Annotated in this window: 18 protein-coding genes and 1 tRNA gene; 12 read left to right on the plus strand and 7 right to left on the minus strand. The window is 64.1% G+C overall.

The features are described 5' to 3' along the window. Positions 1 to 36 precede the first annotated feature (36 nt). Both ccrA and mce read right to left on the minus strand, forming a co-directional pair. Positions 37 to 1374 carry a crotonyl-CoA carboxylase/reductase gene (gene ccrA / locus J2X11_RS06630; RefSeq protein WP_309968308.1) on the minus strand — a complete coding sequence of 446 codons (1338 nt, stop codon included), beginning with the start codon at positions 1372 to 1374 and terminating at the stop codon, positions 37 to 39. Positions 1375 to 1457: 83 nt separating this feature from the next. After that, positions 1458 to 1910, minus strand: coding sequence for a methylmalonyl-CoA epimerase (gene mce, locus J2X11_RS06635; RefSeq protein ID WP_309968311.1), 453 nt, complete (start codon positions 1908 to 1910; stop codon positions 1458 to 1460). A gap of 133 nt (positions 1911 to 2043) precedes the next feature. Between mce and J2X11_RS06640 the strand changes: the two genes are divergently transcribed. From J2X11_RS06640 to J2X11_RS06675, 8 genes are all read left to right on the plus strand, one after another. Continuing rightward, positions 2044 to 3231 (plus strand): acetyl-CoA C-acetyltransferase, encoded by a 1188-nt coding sequence (locus J2X11_RS06640; RefSeq protein ID WP_309968314.1) that lies wholly within the window; start codon positions 2044 to 2046, stop codon positions 3229 to 3231. A 10-nt stretch (positions 3232 to 3241) separates the two neighbouring features. Further along, on the plus strand, positions 3242 to 4198 hold the full coding sequence (gene meaB, locus J2X11_RS06645) for a methylmalonyl Co-A mutase-associated GTPase MeaB (protein ID WP_309968317.1): 957 nt from the start codon (positions 3242 to 3244) through the stop codon (positions 4196 to 4198). A gap of 53 nt (positions 4199 to 4251) precedes the next feature. After that, positions 4252 to 4410, plus strand: coding sequence for a hypothetical protein (locus J2X11_RS06650; RefSeq protein WP_309968320.1), 159 nt, complete (start codon positions 4252 to 4254; stop codon positions 4408 to 4410). A 4-nt stretch (positions 4411 to 4414) separates the two neighbouring features. After that, positions 4415 to 4963 (plus strand): PH domain-containing protein, encoded by a 549-nt coding sequence (locus tag J2X11_RS06655; RefSeq protein ID WP_309968323.1) that lies wholly within the window; start codon positions 4415 to 4417, stop codon positions 4961 to 4963. A gap of 55 nt (positions 4964 to 5018) precedes the next feature. Continuing rightward, positions 5019 to 5429, plus strand: coding sequence for a hypothetical protein (locus J2X11_RS06660; protein ID WP_309968327.1), 411 nt, complete (start codon positions 5019 to 5021; stop codon positions 5427 to 5429). A gap of 36 nt (positions 5430 to 5465) precedes the next feature. Continuing rightward, positions 5466 to 6365: a tetratricopeptide repeat protein gene (locus J2X11_RS06665; RefSeq protein ID WP_309968331.1), complete on the plus strand. Its 900-nt coding sequence runs from the start codon at positions 5466 to 5468 to the stop codon at positions 6363 to 6365. Between the two features lie 68 nt (positions 6366 to 6433). After that, on the plus strand, positions 6434 to 7609 hold the full coding sequence (locus J2X11_RS06670; RefSeq protein ID WP_309968334.1) for a hypothetical protein: 1176 nt from the start codon (positions 6434 to 6436) through the stop codon (positions 7607 to 7609). Continuing rightward, positions 7606 to 8556: a hypothetical protein gene (locus tag J2X11_RS06675; protein WP_309968337.1), complete on the plus strand. Its 951-nt coding sequence runs from the start codon at positions 7606 to 7608 to the stop codon at positions 8554 to 8556. The genes J2X11_RS06670 and J2X11_RS06675 overlap by 4 nt, the downstream gene beginning before the upstream one ends. Here J2X11_RS06675 and J2X11_RS06680 read toward each other — a convergent pair. The 4 genes from J2X11_RS06680 to J2X11_RS06695 form a co-directional block, all read right to left on the minus strand. Next, positions 8546 to 8905, minus strand: a complete 360-nt coding sequence (locus J2X11_RS06680; protein WP_309968339.1) for a fluoride efflux transporter FluC — start codon at positions 8903 to 8905, stop codon at positions 8546 to 8548. The genes J2X11_RS06675 and J2X11_RS06680 overlap by 11 nt on opposite strands. Beyond that, the gene (gene crcB / locus J2X11_RS06685) at positions 8902 to 9270 is read right to left on the minus strand and encodes a fluoride efflux transporter CrcB (RefSeq protein ID WP_309968343.1); all 369 of its coding nucleotides are present in this window, start codon (positions 9268 to 9270) and stop codon (positions 8902 to 8904) included. The genes J2X11_RS06680 and crcB overlap by 4 nt, the downstream gene beginning before the upstream one ends. After that, a complete protein-coding gene (locus J2X11_RS06690; RefSeq protein ID WP_309968346.1) occupies positions 9267 to 9875 on the minus strand; it encodes a LysE/ArgO family amino acid transporter in 609 nt (202 codons plus the stop codon). The genes crcB and J2X11_RS06690 overlap by 4 nt, the downstream gene beginning before the upstream one ends. Positions 9876 to 9896: 21 nt before the next feature. Then, a tRNA-Arg gene (locus J2X11_RS06695) sits at positions 9897 to 9970 on the minus strand. 80 nt (positions 9971 to 10050) lie between these two features. On the opposite strand from J2X11_RS06695, the gene J2X11_RS06700 reads away from it, so the two are divergent. The 4 genes from J2X11_RS06700 to ettA all read left to right on the plus strand — a co-directional run bounded on the left by J2X11_RS06700 (position 10051) and on the right by ettA (position 16440). After that, a complete protein-coding gene (locus J2X11_RS06700; RefSeq protein WP_309968349.1) occupies positions 10051 to 11229 on the plus strand; it encodes a PrsW family intramembrane metalloprotease in 1179 nt (392 codons plus the stop codon). A 101-nt stretch (positions 11230 to 11330) separates the two neighbouring features. Continuing rightward, positions 11331 to 13043, plus strand: coding sequence for a dynamin family protein (locus J2X11_RS06705; protein ID WP_309968352.1), 1713 nt, complete (start codon positions 11331 to 11333; stop codon positions 13041 to 13043). After that, positions 13040 to 14695 (plus strand): GTPase, encoded by a 1656-nt coding sequence (locus J2X11_RS06710; protein ID WP_309968355.1) that lies wholly within the window; start codon positions 13040 to 13042, stop codon positions 14693 to 14695. The genes J2X11_RS06705 and J2X11_RS06710 overlap by 4 nt, the downstream gene beginning before the upstream one ends. 62 nt (positions 14696 to 14757) lie before the next feature. After that, a complete protein-coding gene (ettA, locus tag J2X11_RS06715; RefSeq protein ID WP_309968358.1) occupies positions 14758 to 16440 on the plus strand; it encodes an energy-dependent translational throttle protein EttA in 1683 nt (560 codons plus the stop codon). Here ettA and J2X11_RS06720 read toward each other — a convergent pair whose 3' ends face one another. Continuing rightward, on the minus strand, positions 16441 to 17019 hold the full coding sequence (locus J2X11_RS06720) for a hypothetical protein (protein WP_309968361.1): 579 nt from the start codon (positions 17017 to 17019) through the stop codon (positions 16441 to 16443). Positions 17020 to 17076: the final 57 nt, after the last annotated feature.

The following is a 17076-nucleotide window of genomic DNA, read 5'->3' on the forward strand; positions in this document are numbered from 1 at the left end:
CCCGACCAAGTCGAGGGGTTGCTTGAGGGTTGGTTCTCAGACGCCGCGGAAGCGGTTAATTGCGTCGATGTGCTTGGCGCGCTTCTCTTCGTCCCGCACTCCGAGGCCTTCTTCGGGTGCCAGGCACAGCACGCCGACCTTGCCCTGGTGAAGGTTGTGGTGCACGTCGAGGGCGGCCTGGCCGGTGTCCTCGAGCTTGTAGACGCGCGAAACGGTCGGGTGGATCAGACCCTTGTCGATCAGCTTGTTGGCTTCCCACGACTCGCGGTAGTTGGCGAAGTGCGAGCTGACGATCCGCTTGAGGTTCATCCAGAGGTAGCGGTTGTCGTACTGGTGCATGTAGCCCGAGGTCGACGCGCAGGTGACGATCGTGCCGCCCTTGCGGGTGACGTAGACACTTGCGCCGAAGGTCTCACGACCAGGGTGCTCGAACACGATGTCCGGATCGTCACCACCGGTGAGCTCGCGGATCTTCTTGCCGAAGCGCTGCCACTCCTTGGGGTCCTGGGTGTTCTCGTCCTTCCAGAACTTGTAGCCCTCAGCGGAGCGATCGATGATGTGCTCGGCACCCATCGATCGAACAATCTCGGCCTTCTCGGGCGAAGAGACGACACATACGGGCGTCGCGCCACCGTTGAGGGCGAACTGCGTCGCGTACGAGCCGAGACCACCCGAGGCGCCCCAGATCAGGACGGTGTCGCCCTGCTTCATGTTGGCGCCGTTGGTCGAGACGAGCTGGCGGTAGGCCGTCGAGTTCACGAGCCCCGGCGATGCGGCCTCTTCCCACGTGAGGTGGTCGGGCTTGGGCATGAGCTGGTTGGCCTTGACGATGGCGAGCTGAGCGAGACCACCGAAGTTGGTCTCGAAGCCCCAGATGCGCTGCTCGGGATCCATCATCGTGTCGTTGTGACCGTCGGGAGCCTCGAGCTCGACTGACAGGCAGTGCGCAACTACCTCACGGCCCGGCTTCCACTTGTTGACGCCGGGCCCCACGCGCAGCACGACGCCGGCCAGGTCGGAGCCGACAATGTGGTAGGGCAGGTCGTGGCGCTTGGTGTACTCCGACAGGCGGCCGTAACGCTCCAGGAAGCTGAACGTGGAGACGGGCTCGAAGATCGAGGTCCACACCGTGTTGTAGTTGATCGCGCTGGCCATAACGGCAACGAGCGCCTCGCCCGGAGCGAGCTCGGGGATCGGGACGTCGTCGAGGTGCAGGCTCTTGCGGGGGTCCTTGTCCCGGCTGGCCATGCCCTCGAACATGTCGACCTCGTCCTTGTGGACCGTGATGGCCTTGTAGGTCTCGGGGAGCTCAAGAGTGGCGAAGTCCTCGGGGGCGGTGTCTCCAGCGAGGATGGCGTCAAGGATGTTCTGCACGGGGCTTCCTTCGGTTTTGGGGTCTCAGCGATGTTACTCGGCGTTAACTTGTCCGGCTATCTCGTCGCGCTGTGATCCTGACCTCAATGAGCTGCGTGGGCCGCCGGCTCGACGAGTTCGACCAGTACGCCTCCGGCGTCCTTCGGGTGGACGAAGTTCACGCGGGAGTCGGACGTGCCGCGCTTGGGCACGTCGTAGAGCAGGCGTACGCCGCGCTCGCGCAGCGTCTCTGACACGGCGTCGATGTCTGACACGCGGTAGGCAAGCTGCTGTATGCCTTGGCCGTTGCGGGCCAGGAACTTGGCGATGGTGGAGTCGTCGCTCAGCGGGGCTAGGAGCTGGATGCAGCTGCCTGAATCGCCAACCGCGAGCATCGCTTCACGGACACCCTGCTCTTCGTTGATCTCCTCGTGGATCGAATGCAGTCCGAATGTGGAGGCATACATCTCAAGGGCGTCATCGAGATCGGGGACGGCAATGCCGACGTGATCGATCGCGAGCAGCAGGTGGCCTGGAACAAGGGGGTCGCTGGGCATGCCTAGAGGGTAGAGCAGATGCGTCGTAGAGTCGGGGGTGATCCCGCGCACACGCTCGTCACACAATGGTTACTCGTGAGTACTGTGCTTATTACAAACGTGGGGACAACAGTCTTCTGAAGGAGCAGTACACATGTCGCAGAACGTGATCGTTGCCGGAGCCCGTACGCCGATTGGCCGTCTGTCCGGTGGTCTCAAGTCCCTGTCAGCAGCCGACCTCGGCGCAATCGCCATCAAGGGTGCCCTTGAGAAGGCCGGCGTCACCGGCGAGCAGGTCGACTACGTCATCATGGGCCAGGTCATCCAGGCGGGTGCAGGTCAGAATCCGGCGCGCATGGCGAGCACGGGTGCTGGAATCCCGATGTCGGTGCCGACGATCACGATCAACAAGGTGTGTCTGTCGGGTCTGAACGCGATCGCGACCGCGGACCAGCTGATCCGCGCAGGTGAGTTCGAGATTATCGTCGCCGGAGGCATGGAGTCGATGACCAATGCACCTCATCTGCTGCCGAAGTCTCGCGAGGGCATCAAGTTTGGTGACGTCGCATTGGTTGACTCGATGGCGTACGACGCGCTGTTCGATCAGTTCACCAAGCAGGCAATGATCAACCTGACGGATGGCTGCAACGCGGCATCCAACAAGTTCACCCGCGAAGAGCAGGACACCTTCTCGGCTGAGTCGCACCAGCGTGCGGCCGCGGCTCAGAAGAACGGCGTGTTCGACGGCGAGATCGTCCCCGTTGAGATTCCTCAGCGCAAGGGCGACCCGATTGTCATTTCCGCAGACGAGGGAGTCCGCGGCGACACGACTGCTGAATCGCTCTCCAATCTGCGCGCCGTGTCGAAGGAAGGCACGATCACTGCTGGATCGGCTTCGCAGATCTCCGACGGTGCAGCCGCGGTAGTCGTGATGAGCAAGGCCAAGGCCGAAGAGTTGGGCCTCTCCTGGATCGCCGAGATCGGCGCTCACGGTCAGACTGCCGGCCCCGACTCGTCGCTCCAGCTTCAGCCCGCTGCCTCGACGGCGAAGGCGCTGGCGAAGGAAGGCCTCACCGCTGCTGATCTCGACCTCGTTGAGTTCAACGAAGCCTTCGCTGCGGTCGGTCTCGCATCCGCAGCTGAACTGGGTATCCCGGCGGACAAGGTCAACGTCAATGGTGGCGCCATTGCGCTCGGTCACCCGGTCGGAATGTCGGGTGCTCGAGTCGTCCTGCACCTTGCGCTCGAGCTCGGTCGCCGCGGTGGCGGCATCGGCGCGGCTGCTCTGTGTGGCGGTGGCGGTCAGGGTGACGCCCTGATCATCCGCGTACCCAAGAAGTAGTCCTCGGACCGTGGCGAGCAAGGCGGTTTCGGTCGCCGATCTCGTCGAGCGCGCTCAGGCCGGTGAGGCTCGGGCGGTCGCTCGTCTGATCTCGCTGGTCGAAGACCAGGCACCTGAGCTGCGTGAGGTCAGTGCTGCACTGTCGCCGCACACCGGTCGAGCCCACATCGTGGGCCTGACCGGTGCGCCCGGCGTCGGTAAGTCGACCTCGACCTCGGCGTTGGTCAAGGCACTGCGTGCCCAAGGGCGACGCGTTGGAGTCCTGGCTGTCGACCCGACGTCCCCGTTCTCTGGCGGTGCGTTGCTGGGCGACCGCATCCGTATGCAGGACCACGCGACTGACGAGGGTGTCTACATACGCTCGATGGCGAGCAGGGGCCACCTCGGTGGGTTGTCAGTCGCGGCGCCGCAGGCGTTGAGAGTTCTCGACGCCGCTGGCTGCGACGTCGTACTGGTCGAGACCGTCGGAGTGGGTCAGTCCGAGGTCGAGATCTCGGGGCTAGCGGACACAACGCTCGTACTTCTGGCACCGGGAATGGGCGACGGTATCCAGGCCGCCAAGGCCGGAATCCTCGAGATCGGCGACATCTTCGTCGTCAACAAAGCCGATCGCGAAGGTGCTGCGTCGACGCGTCGCGAGCTCCGATCCGTCGTAGCGATGTCCGATCGAGGGGGCGACGCATGGACGCCGCCCGTGCTTCTGACAGTTGCGACGACTGGCGAAGGTGTCGACGAGGTCGCCGAACAGATCGCCCTGCATCACGCTCATCTCGCGGACTCGGGTGAGCTGGGCCGTCGCCGACTCGCTCGCACGCGACGCGAGATCGAGGCTCTCGCGCTCAACGCTGTGCGACAAAAACTGGGAGATCTGTCCGGCGATGCTCGGCTCGACACCCTGGCTGCAGACGTGCTCAGCGGCACGACGGACCCGTACGCCGCCGCAGACACGCTGATCGAGAATCTCTAGCTCCGCGGCGCGCCGAACGCGCGCCGAGCCGCCCAATCGTTAAGAATGGGGTTGTGCTGAAGAAGGTCATCACATTGCTCGTCGTTGGTTTCGGGGTCTACTACCTGCTGACGGCGCCTGCTGGCGCGGCCGATGCCGTGAGCAACGCGGCCGGAGCGGTCATCGATGCATTCAGCCAGGTCGGCGTCTTCGTCAACGAGCTCGTCGCCTAGAACCATGATTCGGGCTCTGCTCGACCGATTGCCCGATCAGGAGATCGACAGCCACCTCCTGGTCGATGAGGGTGAGCAGGTCATCGACCTCGTCTATCACCACGACATCGTGTTCTGGCGTCCGATCGCCGAAGCCATCGGCACGGTCGTGTTGTGGACGCTGGCGCTCATCGGTCCCATCCAGCTCGGATGGCTGTTCCTGATCGGCGGCTTCGCTCTCGCGGTGCACGCGCTCTACCTGACTCTTCGTGAGCGTCGGGACGTTTTCGTCGTGACCAACATGAGGGTGTTCCGCGCCAGCGGTGTCTTCACCGTCAAGATCGCGACGATGCCGATCACCCGCATCCTCGACATCACGGTCGAGAAGCCGCTGCTCGGAAGGTTGCTCGGCTATGGGCACTTCACGTTCGAGTCGGCTGCTCAGGCGCAGGGGCTTCGCAACATCCGCTACATCGGCGACCCCGACGAACGGGACCTGACGATCCAGCGTGTGGTCCAGCGATCCGGCCTCCGCGGTCGCACGATCGAGCAGCAGTTGCTCGAAGGTCGCTGAGACTCAACAAGCGGTCGCAAAGCACCAACGTCGTGACCTGTGTCACGATGCCTGCGTGGAACTCGACAACGTCCTCTGGATGCTCACGGCCCTGGCGGCTGTCGTCATCCTCCTCACGAGGATGCGACTGTCCGCGACCAGACGACAATCCGGGCATGCCCAGGTTTCTGGGTCGATCCTCGCCATGCATGCCGTGGTCGGCGTCTCCGCCCTCACGGTGTGGATCTACTACCTGACGTCGCCGAGCGACCTGCTAGGACTTGTCTCTGTCGCCTTGTGGTGGTTGGAGGTCATCCTCGGGATCCTGATCCTGCTGCGCTGGCTCCCCGGAGGGGGCCGCCATGCCGCACCGTCGGTTGACGACAGCTGGGCTCAGGGACCGTCGTTGTCGATCCTTGGACACGTCGGGATGCTCTTGGGCGTCACGTTCATTACGTACTGCGTGCTCACCGGCAAGATCACCTGATCGCCCGACCAACCGCCGACTTCCTACACTGGACACATGAACTTCTCCCGTCCCGGCGCGATTGACCTGTCTGCGCTCAAGCAGCCGGCCCCACGTGCGGCAGCGCCAGGCGGCGGCTCGTACGTCATCGACATCACCGAGCAGAACTTCCAGTCCGCCGCACTTGAGGCATCGTTGCAGCACGTTGTCGTGCTCAGCTTGTGGTCGCCGCGGTCGCCACAGAGCGCCGAATTCAACGATGTGTTGGCGAGGGTCACCAATCAGTTCGACGGCCAGATCCTCCTGGCGCAGGTCGACGTCGACACCAATGCTGCGATCGCCCAGGCACTCGAGGCCAAAGCCGTGCCGCTCGTCGTCGGGCTCGTCAAGGGTCAGCCAGTGCCGTTGTTCCAGGGAACAGTCGATGAAGCAGAGGTCCTGCGCTTCTTCTCCGAACTCGTGACGGTAGCGGCCGAGAATGGCCTGACCGGGCGTGCTCAACCTGCCGGCGCTCCCGGCGAGGAAGCCGAAGTCGAGGCTCCCGCCGACCCACGATTTGCTGCTGCCGACGAGGCATTTGGTGCAGGCGACTTCACGACCGCAGTGGCCGAGTATGAAAAGCTGATCGCTCAGTATCCGGCTGATGTCGAGATCGGTGAGCGACTAGCTGGGGTCAAGCTGCTCGCGCGTACGAGTGGCGCCGATCTCCAGGCGGCACGCAAGGCAGCGGCAGACGCGCCCGACGATCTTGAAGCGCAGATGCTCGTCGCGGACCTCGATGTCAGCGGCGGTCACGTAGACGATGCGTTCGATCGGCTGATCCAGTTGGTCAAGCGCACGACCGAGGACGATCGCGAAAACGTACGCACTCGGCTGGTCGAACTGTTCACCGTTGTCGGTGTCGCGGACCCGCGGGTGGCCGCGGCACGTAGGGCACTCGCGTCGGCATTGTTCTGACCGACTCAGTCTTTCCCGATAAGGTCTAACCCGGCGTCCACACGGAAGAGCCGCAGGGGAGCGTGTTGATGCGTACGAGGTTGAGCTGGGTGCTCACCGGTCTTGGCGCGCTCTTTGGTGTCGTCGGGCTCGCGCTGATCCTCATCCTCGGAACTGACGGCCGATTCTCGACTGGACCGCATGCAGTTGAGACCGACGGCATTGCTGTGGTGACGGCTCCCAAGGTGATCAGCTGGGCCGACCTACAGGTCGACGTACTCGCCGAGGTGCCGGCCCAGAAGCCGGTCTTCGTTGGCATCGGCAACACGGTCGACGTCGAGAACTATGTCGGCGAGACCGCACGCCTTGAGGTCACTGGTTTCCACACGCCATGGAGACCCAAGACACGCCAGGTTGCGGGCAGGCCCGGACTCCCGGGTGCACCGACCGCGCTCGACTGGTGGCGCGCAGCGTCAGCGGGCCGAGGCGGAGCCACCATCTCGACCAACCTTCCCGACGAGACGGTGTCGCTCGCGATCCTGTCCGTCGGTGACAGCAACCTCTCCGGTCTCAAGGTCAGCATTGCGTACGGCGTGAAGGGCGGGTTCTTCAAGGGAATCGGTCTGCTGATGCTTGGCGCCGGCGCCATCCTGTTGAGTCGTCTGCTGCGTCGAGGTGAGGACATCTGGGCACACGACGAAGACGATGAGGAAGACGTTGTGTACGTCTTCATCGATGACGACGGTGTCGAACACGAGATCTCGGCCGAGGAGGCTGAGGACTACGAAGTGGTCGAAGTCGAGGAGGTCGTGGTCGACGACGCCGCGCCGGAAGCCGTCAAGGAGTCCGAACCTCTTGCCGCACCAGCACCGAAGCCCGCTGGCCGATTCGCTTCCAGACTCAATGCGCTCAAGTCCACGGTCGGATCCACCTTTGAACGTCAACCCAAGCCAGAGCCAGACTCGACTGCATCGGACGACGAAGAACTCGTCTACATCTTCGTTGACGAGTACGGCGTCGAACACGAGATCTCAGCCGACGAGGCCGCGAACTACGAGTTCATCGACGAGGTCGTCGTCGAGGTTGATGACAAGGTTGACGACGAGGTTGACGAGAAGGACGACGTGAAAGTCGAGCCGCCAGCACCTGCTCCCAAGGAGCGAGTCATGTACGTCTTCGTGGACGAGGACGGCGTCGAACACGAGGTCAGCGAGGATGAGCTCGCAGACTTCGAGGTCATTGACGAAGAGGAGGACAAGCCGTGAAGCGCCTAGTAGCCGCCGCGTGCTGCCTACTGGTTCTGTCTGCATGCAGCCGTCCCCACGAACGCTCCGACCTGTCGGTGGGCAAGGACGCCGCGCGCACGTCTGAGATCAACCAGGTTTTCGAGCGCTATCGCCTCGTACGCAACGCAGCCATCAAGCTGCTCGACCCGAGGCCGTTGTCGACGGTCGAGAGCGACGCGGTGCTCGACATCGACTCGGGCTCGTTCGAGGTATCCCAGCGACTGGCTCAGAAGCAGAAGCAGGACACCTCGGCCATCGATGTCACCAGGGTCGTGACACCGCACTTCGCGAAGTACCCGCTCTGGTTCCTTGCTGTGGTCCGCGACAAGGCGAAGGGTGTTAATCGCATCCAGATATTCGAGCGCGCGCAGGCAGTCGACCCGTGGCTGCTGGTGGCGAGTCCCGAAACGGTTTCTGAGATTGATCTGCCCGAGCTCCGTTCGACCGGGTCAAAGGTGATGACGGTGGCACCGGACAACGGCAAGGGAATGGCCCTGTCTGCGCAGGCCGCGGCGACGGCGTACGCCGCAACGCTGGGCAACGCTGCTTCGCCCGAAGCCAAGACGGTCGTCAATGACTCATTCATCCGGCAAATGCGCGCCGCTGCCGCTTCCAGCACTGGCCTCTCCGGCGTCAAGTTTGCCCAGCGGTGGACCGCCGAGAATGTCCGCTTCGTACTTCGTACGGCCGATGGTGGCGCACTCGCGTTCGTCACGCTCCTCCGCTACGACACCTACAAGGTCAAGTCAGGTCTGACCGTGAGTTGGCCTGAAGGCACCCCGCAGCAGGCATTCCTGTCGACAGGAATCTCTGGCTCCGGCACCCTGCAGTACAAACACCAGGTGCTGCTCCACCTGCCGGGCGGCAACGGCAAGCCGAGGGCGATCGGTCAGTACGGCGGCGTCGTGGGCGCCGTCAACGAGTAGCTCGACCGATTGCATAGCCAAGCGCCGCTGCGGCGACGCTGAACACCAGCATCGCGACGGCGTTGGCGAATGCTGCGCCGTAGCGCCGCTCGAGAGCGAGATGTGCCGTTTCGACGCTGGCCGTGCTGAACGTGGTGTAGCCGCCGAGGAATCCGACGCCGGCGATGGTGTGCCACGAATCGGACGATCCAGCGCCGACGATCAGACCGAGCAGAAGCGACCCCGAGATGTTGATCAGGTGTGTCGACCAGGGGAGTGATGCGGGAACGCGAGGTCTGACCCATGAGTCGACCAGGAATCGTGCACCGGCTCCGAGCCCGCCGGCGAGGGCAACCCATAGCGCGGTCATGCGCGGGACCTCGATCCGAGCGCGACGCCCGCAAGGGCCGCGGCGAGACCGGCGATGACGCTGCCGACGGCGTACGCAATGCCCAGTACGAGGTGATCGCCGCGGAGCAACGCGTCGGTCTCGACCGCCAGGGCGCTGTACGTGGTGAACCCGCCCAGGAATCCCGTGCCGAGCAGCAGCCGCAACGACTGCGACCGACGGTGCAGCACCGCGGCGAGAAGCACCCCAAGGGCAAATGACCCGATGACGTTGACGATGAATGTTGCCCACGGGAACAGCCCTTCATCGGGCAGCGTCTCGTTGACCCCGAACCGGCTCAGCGTTCCGAGGGAGCCGCCGAGCACAACCAGTGCGAGGGCTCTCATCCGACACCTCGCAGCAGACTTGCGGCGATGGCGAACATCACGACTGCGATCAGCGCATCGAGCACACGCCAGGCTGCGGGCTTGGCGAACAGCGGTCGTAGGGCCCGCGCCCCATACCCGAGCACGGTGAACCACACGATGCTTCCGATCGCAGCACCGAGGCCGAACCACCAGCGATCGTCACCGTGCGATCCCGCGACGGAGCCGAGCAGGATCACGGTGTCGAGGTAGACGTGCGGGTTGAGCCAGGTCAGCGCGAGACACGTAGTGACTGCCGTCCGCAGGCTGGTCGGCTTGCCCGCGGCATCGGCGTCGATCGCGGATGGTCGAAAAGCTCTTCGCGCGGCGAGCAGGCCATAGACGATCAGGAAGGCGGCACCGCCGATCGTCATGGTGTCGAGCAGCCACGGAGCCGCCTGAATCAGGCTGCCGAGACCACCGACGCCGACGGCGATCAGCAGCACATCCGAGAGCGCGCAGACGGCAACGACAGCGAACACATGCTCGCGTCGTAGACCCTGACGCAGTACGAACGCGTTCTGGGCGCCGATTGCGATGATCAGCGAGAGGCCGAAGCCGACGCCAGCGACCAGCGACACCAGCACTACTCAGTCCTTTCGAAGAAGCGCCCCCGGCAGGAATCGAACCTGCGACCTAATCATTAGAAGTGACTTGCTCTATCCAACTGAGCTACGGGGGCCCTGGGCGGGATGCCCGGGACAAGCGTATCCGCGAGAGTTCGCTCGATGACGGACCCTGCGTATGCCCTACGATTCGCAGGTGACAATCACGACGAATCCTGCCTTCGCCGGTGTGGAGCGTCGCGAGCCGTTCCGGCAGCGCGGCCGCACGTTGCTGATGGTGATCTTCGGCATTTTCGGCGGAGTTGGCGTCATCGGCGGAATTGCCCTTGCGATTGTCGGCGCTGGCGATGTGGCTGGTGCGGGGATGTCGTTCCTGTTCGCGCTGATTCCGCTGCCGTTGCTGTGGGTGTCCTTCTGGTGGCTTGATCGGTACGAGCCCGAACCGCGCCGCTACAAGTTCGCCGCGTTCGTCTGGGGCGGCGTCGTCGCCGTCGCGATAGCCCTCGTACTGCAGATCTGGATCCAGAGCGCGTACGACGTCAATGACGACTCGATGGCCTCCTTCGTTGCACCGCTCACCGAGGAGCCCGCCAAGTGCCTGTTCCTCCTGCTCACGTTCGCCCGTGCGCGCCGTGTCATCGACGGATTCCTTGACGGGCTGATCTTCGCGGGCCTGGTCGGTATCGGCTTCGCGTTCGTCGAGAACATCGGCTATTACGCCGCGAGCTATCTCGGCTCTGAGGACATCAAGATTGATGGTCCGGCAGGCGTGACGACCACGTTCATCGTGCGTGGGGTGTTCAGCCCGTTCGCCCACCCGCTCTTTACGTCTGCGTTTGGCATCGCGATCGGCCTGGCAGTCACGCGCAAGTCGAAGTTCGCCAAGGTCGCTCTCGTGCTGCTTGGGCTCGCGCTCAGCATTGGCTTGCACGGCATGTGGAACGCCTCGCTGAGCTTCGGCGGAGGCGCCGGCTTCCTGCTGGTCTACCTGGGACTCGCCGTCGTACTCCTGCTCGTCGCGACCGTCGCGATTGTCGCCCGGTCCAAGCAGATCCGCGTACTGGAGCGCTCACTGTCGTATGTCGCGCAGCGTGGGTGGATCCACCCGGCCGAGATCCCGTACCTGTCACGGTTCACCTATCGCAAGGCGGCGCGTCGCTTTGCCCAGGAGCATCACGGCAAGGACGCTCGCAAGGTCGTGAAGCGTTATCAGCAGATCGCGACCGAGATGGCGTTCCTGCATGACGCCATGATGAGCGGGCGTTCGAAGCCGCATGGCGTTGAGCGGACCTACGCAATGCTGGATCAGATGTACGCACTCCGTCCTGACCTGCGTTTTCCCCCAGCGCTTCAAAACACCGTTCGTCACTTCTGACCCGCGGTTCACATGCAGCCGTGGCGACGGTGTACCCGCGCGTCCACTAATCTGTCTCCATACCCCGTATGTGACTGCGCCAGTCGATGAGAGGAGCTCCCGTGCCCGGCGAACATGCTTCGGCCGAGCTTCTCGGTGCCCTGAGTGGGCTGCTCGGCAACGTCAATGCAGCAGCGCTCGCGCTCGACGTCCCGGGTGTCGTCGACGCCCGACGCGTCCGCGCAGACATTGCCACTCAGTTGTCCGATTACGTCATCCCGCGCCTCGTCCAGCTTGATGGACCGCTGTTGACCGTGGTCGGCGGCTCGACGGGTGCTGGCAAGTCGACGTTGGTCAACTCGCTCTTGGGAGAGCGGATCACCGAATCGGGTGTTCTGCGACCGACGACGCGCTCGCCTGTGCTGATCCACCACCCGGACGACGCGAAATGGTTCGCCCCGGACCGCATCCTGCCTGACCTGCCGCGCACCACCGTGCCGAGCAACGACACATACGCGCTGCGACTCGCGACCTCGACCAAGATCCCGCGCGGTCTTGCAATCCTCGATGCACCCGATGTCGACTCGATCGACAAGGGCAACCGGGAGCTCGCCGCGCAGCTCCTCGCAGCCGCCGATTTGTGGCTGTTTGTGACGTCTGCAGCGCGCTACGCCGACCAGGTGCCGTGGGACTACCTCCGGCTCGCGGCAGAGCGCAGCACCTCGGTTGCCGTGGTGCTCGACCGTACGAGTCCCGATGCCGTCACCGAGGTTCGCGGACACCTTGCTCGCATGATGACGTCTCGCGGGCTGTCCGACTCGCCTCTGTTCACGGTTCCTGAGTCCAATGTCGACGCCGAGGGTCTGCTCCCGGCAGAGTCCGTGGCGCCGATTGTCGGCTGGCTACACGATCTCGCCGGCAACCCGGACGCACGGGGCAAGGTCATCTCACACACTCTTGATGGCTCGATCAGGCACATCGTGCTGCGTTCGCACGACGTTGCTGACGCCATGGACGCTCAGATCGAGATCTCGGAGCTGCTCTACACAGGCGTTGACGAGATTTACCGCCAGGCACTCGAGTCGTTTACGACGCAGAGCACCGACGGCACCCTGCTGCGTGGCGAAGTGCAGGTGCGTTGGCAGGAGTTCGTCGGTACCGGTGACCTGCTGCGATCCGTCGAGGAGAAGGTCGGCCGCATCCGTGACCGCTTCGTCGACGGAGTCACAGGCAAGCGCACCCGGTCGAGCGACATCGTTGCCGCGATCGAAACCGGCGTCTTCAACTTGATCGTCGAGCAGGCCGAGAAGGCCGCCGCTGCTGGAGCGCAGTCGTGGGCCGAAGCGCCAGCTGGCAAGACACTGCTCGCCGGTTCACGAGACCTTGATCGCGCTTCTCGTGACTTCCGCGTCAAGGCCGAACGGACCGTACGCGACTGGCGTCAGGCGGTGCTGGAGCTCGTACGCACTGATGGCGGCGACAAGCGCATGACCGCGAAGTTCCTGGCCTTCGGCGTCAACGGCATCGGCGTTGCGCTGATGGTCGTGATGTTCGCCGACGCGGTCAAAGACAAAGACAGCACTGTCGCCCTGGGGCACAAGCTCCTGTCGGCGATCTTCGGAGACGATGCAGTGAAGGCTCTGGTCACCAAGGCCCACGCCGATCTGGACGCGCGAGTTGCGGCTCTGTTCGATGCCGAAATGAATCGCTTCGTCGAGCTGGTCGGCCGCCCCGACGATCTCAAGGCTCGCCAGGCAGACCTGCGCGAGTCTGCCCGCCTGTCCGAGGGCGCTCGTCACGCTGACTTCATTCGCGGCGGGGAGCACTCAGCATGAGCACCACTGTTGACGGTGTCGCGTTTCCCGCGTTCGTAGGCGAACCCAATGACGTCGCCAAGCGCCTCGATGGATTGACGCAGGCCGTCACGGCCAGCCGAGGGCGCATTGACGCAGAGATCCTTGCGCCGGCCGAGATGCTTGCCGGACGTGCGACGGAGCGTCTTCGCCTGTCGGGCGACCACACGATCGTTGCCCTCGCCGGAGCCACCGGCTCGGGCAAGTCGTCACTGTTCAATGCGCTGACAGACCTCGAGCTTGCGGGCGTTGGCGTACGTCGACCGACAACGTCCTGGGCCCTGGCCTGCGCGTGGGGTCCAGACGGAGCCCAGGGTCTGCTGGAGTGGATGGGCATCCCGCCACGCCATCAGGTGTCGCGACTCAGCATGCTCGACACGTCAGCTGAGGACACCAAGCTCGACGGCCTGATCCTGCTCGACCTGCCCGACCACGACTCAACTGAAGTTTCGCACCACCTCGAGATGGATCGGCTGGTCAAGTACGCCGACCTGCTCGTGTGGGTGCTTGACCCGCAGAAGTACGCCGACGCAGCGCTTCACGACCGCTACATCCGTCCCATGGCGTCCTACAGCGATGTGACGCTCGTCGTGCTCAACCAGATCGATCGCATCCCCTACGAGCAGCGTGCGCGCACGCTCGAAGACGTCAAGCGGATTCTGGCCGCAGAGGGTCTGCCCAACGTCGAGGTCGTCGGAGTGTCAGCCACCCGCGGTGACGGCATCGACGACATGAAGCGCATACTCGCCACTCGTATCCGTGCCAAGGCGTCGGCCAAGGGACGTCTTGGCTCAGACATCACGGCGGCCGCAAAGGTCATGGCTCAGGTCGGCGGTACGAGCCAGGTGCCCGGCATCAGCTCGGTCGACCGCCAGACGCTCGACGACGCTCTTGTGGCTTGCGCAGGCGTGCCCCAGGTTGTCGACGCAATTGCCGCTTCCACGCGGCGCCAGGCAATTCTGCGGACGGGCTGGCCCGTCTTCCGTTGGCTCGGCAAGCTCCGTCGTGACCCGCTCAAGGGTCTTGAGTTGAGCTCCGACATGTCGATGGCGGCCCTGGCCAAGGCCTCCCTCCCTGAAGCCAGTCCGGTGCAGCGCGCCAATGCTGAACTCGCCATCCGCGATCTGGCCGAGAAGGCATCTGTTGGCCTCGAGCACCCCTGGCGGGACGCCGTCCGCAATGCCGCAAGTCCGAAGGGTCATTCGATCGTCGAGGACCTCGACGCGGCGATCGAGGCCACCCACGTCCGTGCTCGTACGGCTTTGTGGTGGCGAGGCGTGTACATCCTCCAGTGGCTTGCGTTCCTCGCTCTACTCGCGGGTCTCGGCTGGCTTGCAACTGAGGCGATCGTCGACAACTTCTTCCCCGACACGAAGTTGCCCGACATCAAGGACATTGAGGGCTACCCGGCTGGCGCGGTGGTCGCCGCTGGCGCAGCCGTGGTCGGCATTGTCCTGGGCTTGGTTTCGCGAGTCTTGGCGAGGATCAGTGGCCGACGTCGCGCCAAGCGTGCCAATCGCGATCTCCGGGCAGCAATCGACGAGGTGACGGTGTCCCAGATTCTCGGTCCCGTGCAGGCGGAGCTCGACGCGTACGGCGCCTACCGCGCCGGCATCACCACAGCCCTCGGCTGACCTGTCGCCAGCGGCTTGACCGCTGGGCTCGCGCCGGGAGCCGCTCGTTAGACTTGGGCCCTATGGCTGACTACGTCTTCACACTCCGCAATGTTCGCAAGAAGCTCGGCGAAAAGGTGGTGCTTGACGACGTCACGCTGTCCTTCCTGCACGGAGCCAAGATCGGCGTTGTCGGTCCCAACGGCACCGGCAAATCGACGCTCTTCAAGATCATGGCGGGGCTCGAGCAGCCCAACAACGGCGATGCGATCAAGGACCCAGAGGCCTCCGTCGGCATCCTGCTCCAGGAACCGCCGCTGACCGAGGGCAAGACGGTCCTGGAGAACGTCGAAGAGGCCGTCAGCGACATCAAGGGGAAGCTCGACCGCTTCAACAAGATCGCCGAAGAGATGGCCGATCCTGATGCCGATTACGACAAGCTCCTCCCCGAGATGGGCGAGCTGCAGACCGACCTCGACCATGCCAATGCATGGGACCTCGACTCCCGTCTCGCCCAGGCCATGGACGCGCTGCGTTGCCCGCCGGCCGACGAGCTGGTCGACCACCTCTCAGGTGGCGAGCGTCGCCGCGTCGCACTCTGCAAGCTTCTGCTCGAGCAGCCCGACCTGCTCCTGCTCGATGAGCCCACCAACCACTTGGACGCCGAGAGCGTGCTGTGGCTCGAGCAGCACTTGGCGTCCTACCCGGGCGCTGTCCTCGCCATCACCCACGACCGCTACTTCCTCGACAACGTCGCCGAGTGGATCCTCGAGCTCGACCGCGGCAAGACTCACCCGTACGAAGGCAACTACTCGACCTACCTCGAGACCAAGCAGGCCCGTCTCGTGGTCGAAGGCAAGAAGGACGCCAAGCGCGCCAAGATCCTCGCCAAGGAACTCGAGTGGGTTCGCTCGAATGCCAAGGCGCGTCAGACCAAGAACCAAGCACGACTCAGCCGCTACGAAGAGCTCGCTGCAGAGGCCGAGCGGGGACGCAAGCTCGACTTCGAGGAGATCAACATCCCGGCCGGTCCGCGCCTCGGCGACGTGGTTCTCAAGGCCAATGAGCTCCACAAGAGCTTCGGTGAGCGAGAGCTGTTCGATGGCCTGACGTTCGACCTGCCGCGCGCTGGCATCGTCGGCGTCGTCGGACCCAACGGTGTCGGCAAGTCGACGCTGTTCCGCATGATCGTGGGGGAGGAGAAGCCCGACAGCGGCTCCCTCGACGTCGGCCAGACCGTCAAGATCTCGTACGTTGACCAGGGTCGTGGCGGCATCGACGACTCGCTCAACGTCTGGCAGCTTGTCTCGGGCGAACTCGACTTCATCAAGGTCGCCAACTTCGAAGTGCCGAGCCGCGCGTACGTCGCGTCATTCGGCTTCAAGGGTCCGGATCAGCAGAAGTTGGTCAAGGTCCTGTCAGGCGGTGAGCGCAACCGCCTCAACCTGGCTCTGACGCTCAAAATGGGCGGCAACTTGCTTCTGCTCGATGAGCCGACCAACGACCTTGACGTCGAGACCCTGCAGTCGCTCGAAGATGCCCTGCTCGACTTCCCCGGCTGTGCCGTCGTCGTCTCGCACGACCGGTGGTTCCTGGACCGCGTCGCGACGCACATCCTCGCGTGGGAAGGTGACGCCGACAATCCAGCCAACTGGTTCTGGTTCGAGGGCAACTTCGCCGACTACGAGATCAACAAGGTGGAGCGTCTGGGCGAGGAAGCGGCACGCCCGCACAGCGTGACGTACCGCAAACTCACCCGCGACTGACTAACTACTGCTGTCCTTCGGCGGCGGACCGTCGAACGGTCGGCCTGCATCGCCTGCGGGACGTTCTGGCCGCACGTTGTTGATGCGGTCGGTGATGTGCTTGGTCAGGTTCTTCTTGCGCTCGGCAGCCTCGGCTTCGGTGAGCCTTCCCGCCTTGACGTCCGCTGCGATGCGCTCTTCGGCCTCGGCGACAAGTGCCTTGACCAGCGTGTCAGTGCTGACACCTTCGTCCTTGGCGACATCGGCCAGGCTCGTCTTGCCGTCCTTGAGCTTCGTACGCAGCTCAGCTTCGGTGAGTCCGAGAGCCTTGGCTGCCGCGGCGAGGTGCTCGCCGCCGGGACCGCCGCGTCCGGGTCCGCCCTTGGGCAGCTTCTCGTTGAGAGTTTCTGCGACCTTGTCGGCCTGGTCCTGAGTCAGCGTGCCGTCCTTCACGAGCCCGCTGAGGGACCCCTTGATAGAGGCGAGTCGACTCTTGACGGGGTTGTCGGAGTCAGCCGCTGAGGCGGGAGTGAGTGCCACAGCGCCACCTCCGACGGCGAGGGTGCTGGCGAGAATGATGCTCGCAGTGCGTTTTTGCATGACGTGCTCCTTGAATCGTTGGTGCGATTCATGGTGCGTCGCTCAAATGGCAGGACC

The sequence above is a fragment of the Aeromicrobium panaciterrae genome (genome assembly GCF_031457275.1).
Lineage (GTDB): Bacteria > Actinomycetota > Actinomycetes > Propionibacteriales > Nocardioidaceae > Aeromicrobium > Aeromicrobium panaciterrae_A.